We start from the raw sequence: 3,509 nt of genomic DNA on the forward strand, positions 1-3,509 counted from the left end.
CGCCTGGCAGGTTGGACACCCGTAGATAGTTTGGGCGATGGCCCTCGGCGCGGGGCCAGCCGTTAAACCTGCCATCACACAGAAAACACCCGCTGATCGCCAGAACATCCCTCGCCGCTCCATTTTCCCATTCCGTGTCATGGGCGTTTGTTTCTCCATCTGCAATTTGCTGAGACAGCAATCCTGTTGGTGTTTTGTCAAATGGATGTGGTTAGCGCGTTACGTTACACCTCAGAATCCGCTGCGGGTGCGGTTATATCCACGACCCATCGTCTGCAGCGAGCGGACGGTCGAGGCCCCCAATCCCGTGAACCCGAACAGCCGCTCCACCGGCGACACCATCTTGTCGATCCAGGTGCTGAAGGCGATCATGTCGTCGTGGGCAATGAAAATCCGGTCGCCGGGCAGAATCTGATAGTTCGTCGCCGTGTTCCCGCCCCGGGTGATGGCATTCCAATCCACCGGCAGAATCTGTTCGCAGCCGGTGCCTGCCGGAGACGGTCGGGCAATCCAGATCCGCTTGCTGGAAACCTGCGAGATCCCGCCCACCTGGGCAATCGCGTCGAGCACCGTCTCGTTGCCCGTGCAGGGCAACCGGATCACGCTGTCGTCTTCTCCCGGCCCTTCCGTGATCACGTAATACACCTTGCTGTTGTAGGCCAGCACCTCCAGAGACACCTCCGGAGAATCCAGAAACTGGCTGAGATGGCGGCGGATGGCCTCCCGGGCTTCCGGAATCGTCAGCCCCGCCACGTACACTGCCCCATATTGCCGGAGGTTGATCGTCCCGTCCGGCGACACCAGATAGACCCCGCTGATCGGCTGGAGGCCGCTCGCCCGCGCCAGTTGCACCGAGACCTCCGGTGCCCGCAGAATCTGCCGCAGATGGGCCTCGATGGCCCAGCGGGCCTCGGCCACCGTCATCCCCACCACCCGCACCGAGCCATAAGCCGGACCGAGGTTCACCGTCCCTTCCGCCTCCACCATGTAATAGCCACTGATGGGCTGGTCGATGAGTGTCCCGATGACGTCAATCTGGAGGACGTCATAGACTTCCAGGCGGTACGGGGGCAGGGGAACCATCTTGGGCACTTCGATCTGCACGACATCCGGCGGTTCCAGGCGGTAGGCGGGCAGGGAGACCTTGGCCAGCTCCCGCGGCGGTTCGAGTTCCGGCTGGGCGGCCGTCTGCTCCAGCCCGCGGTCGTAGAAATCCATTGTTCGGCAACCTAGAGAAGAGAGAAAACCCAGGCAAATGCAAAGGGCGAGCCAGAGGACCGTTCGGCCCGTCAAACCGGGATATTGGCGTTGCCTGGGATATTGAGGGGCATTGTGGTAACGGTGTTTCATGGTTCGCATGGGGCCCTCGTGGGGTGAAGCGAGAAGGAGTCGCTTCGGCACAACCGTTTTTCTCGGCAATGCTGCCGTAGTCGTCGCTGTCGGAATAATCGGCAAAGTTTCACAAAAACTTGGTGGAAATTTCCTGGAGTTCTCAAGCCGGTCGTCTGGGAAGACCCAAAAAGTTCCCCGGCGGTTTCCTCGGGCACGGTGGGAATTCCGCTGGAAGTGCTGTCGGAGAGACGCGCTCACAACGTCCGCTTTTCAGCGCTTGATCACCCCTTCCATGTCACCGGGCACGACACGCCACCCCGCCGCCAGCGTATCGGTGAGATATTCCTGTCACGTCCGCTTCCGTGGCTTGCGGGGCACACCTCGTAGGGTACAATGTCCGTGCCGAAACGGATTCCCATACTGGGAGTGACATGGGGCTTTCGTCTTTGAGAGGTTGCGGGCTGCGAGCTCTTCAGTTTTGCAGGCTGTTGCGAGGAGCCCACAAAAGGGCGCACATTAAATGGCGTTTGTTTGAGGGAACGGGTTTTTCAGGTTTGGTTTCAAGCCGACGGGAGGACGCACCATGTCTTACAATGTTTCGCGGCGTGATTTCCTGCGCACGGCTGGATGGAGCTCGGTCACACTGAGCGGTGTCCTGGGAAGTAGCGTTTGGGCAGAAGGTCCGGCAGCGCCAGCTCCCATCAAGATCGTGGCCGTCTCCACGAGCCCCCGCAAGGGCAAAACCACGGCCCAGGGACTGAGAATTGTTCTGGATGCCGCGCGAGCCGTGGCCCCTGACAAAATTGAAGTTGTTCTCGTCGAATTAGCGGGGCTTTCCATTCCGGTAGAGCCCGCCCTGGGCCTGCCGTTGCCGGACGGCGTTAAAGACGACTTTCCCGCAGTGGCGGAGGTCATTGCGGATCCCCGGTTGGGAGCCCTCATCGTGGGCTCTCCGGTTCACTACGCGAATGTCAGCACACTCTGCAAGGCGTTCATCGACCGGCTGGGGCAGGCATTTCGAAAAGAATTCAAACTTTCGGGAAAGCTGGCCGGTGCACTGGCTGTGGGCGCTGCCCGAAATGGAGGACAGGAATACGTCCTCCACTCCATCACCCGGGCGCTGATGTGTCATGAAATGGCCATCGTGGGAGATGGCCGCCCCACCGGGCATTTCGGCGCGACCCTGTGGAACAGTGGCAACGACGATATTTCCACGGACGAATTCGGTGTGAAGACGGCACAGGACCTCGGTCGACATATCGCCCAACTTGCGCTCAAAATGAGTCAGGCATAGGAAGAGGCGGTTCCTCGCCGTCGCTGAAAATAGGCCGCCGCACTAGAGCCACCCGCAAAAAACCGGGTCATCCGGCCGGTCTGCCGGGGTCAAGGGGTTTTGTGCGCACCTGGGGCAGCGGCAATGGACCGACTCCAGCTATGGGCCGTCTTTGATGAGTGGAGTACCCGTTTGTGGAGTTGGTGGTGCCCAAGTTCGCTACCAGCACAAGCGCGGAATAGACTCCGAGTGTCCCGGGTTACCTTATCGTGGAGACCACGTATGGACAGGCGAGACTTTCACAAGGCTGTCTTGGCATGGGGAACGGCGAGCGCTCTCACCATGGGTAGCGAGGAAATGTCCGCAGAAACGCCGCCGCCGGAAGGGGAATTCCTCGTTGAACCAGCCAGGCGGTTGCCGGTCCGAAAGTTCGATGTGGTCATTGTGGGCGGAGGAACGGCGGGCGTTGTAGCGGCACTGGCCGCGGCAACTCAGGGAGCGAAGACAGCACTCATCGAGGCGAAGGGGTACACCGGCGGCACCGTCACGGAAGGCGGTACCGCACTCCACAGCTTTTTCAATCTGTGGAAAGCGTTTCCCGGCGTGGAAAAAAAGCAGGTCATCCGCGGCTTCCCGCAGAAAATCATCGACCGCCTTATTGCCCGTGGCGCCTGCACCGGCCATGCGGAAATGGAACTGGGTTTCGACTATGATTCGGTATGTACCGCGATTGATACCGAAATGTACAAACTCGTCACCATGGAAATGCTGGCCGAGGCTGGTGTCCATCTTTTTCTCAACACGCTGCTTGTGAGCGCTATCCGGTCGGGCGGTACACTTGTTGCGGCGGTTACCGAGAGCCGCGCCGGTCGAGAGGCCTTTGTGGCCCACTCTTTCGTGGACT

General features: G+C 60.2%; 3 protein-coding genes. 2 read left to right on the top strand and 1 reads right to left on the bottom strand.

Going from position 1 to position 3,509, the window contains the following annotated elements:
• Nucleotides 1-231: 231 nt before the first annotated feature.
• Nucleotides 232-1,359: a polysaccharide biosynthesis/export family protein gene (locus tag H5U08_RS13095; RefSeq protein WP_297033825.1), complete on the bottom strand. Its 1,128-nt coding sequence runs from the start codon at nucleotides 1,357-1,359 to the stop codon at nucleotides 232-234.
• Between the two features lie 556 nt (nucleotides 1,360-1,915).
• Between H5U08_RS13095 and H5U08_RS13100 the strand changes: the two genes are divergently transcribed.
• Nucleotides 1,916-2,626, top strand: a complete 711-nt coding sequence (locus H5U08_RS13100) for a flavodoxin family protein (protein WP_297033828.1) — start codon at nucleotides 1,916-1,918, stop codon at nucleotides 2,624-2,626.
• Between the two features lie 261 nt (nucleotides 2,627-2,887).
• Nucleotides 2,888-3,509, top strand: a 622-nt coding sequence (locus tag H5U08_RS13105; RefSeq protein ID WP_297033831.1) for an FAD-dependent oxidoreductase, incomplete at its 3' end; no start/stop codon positions are given.

Origin of the sequence: Thermogutta sp., assembly GCF_014359955.1 — a bacterium.
Classification (GTDB): Bacteria; Planctomycetota; Planctomycetia; order Pirellulales; family Thermoguttaceae; genus Thermogutta.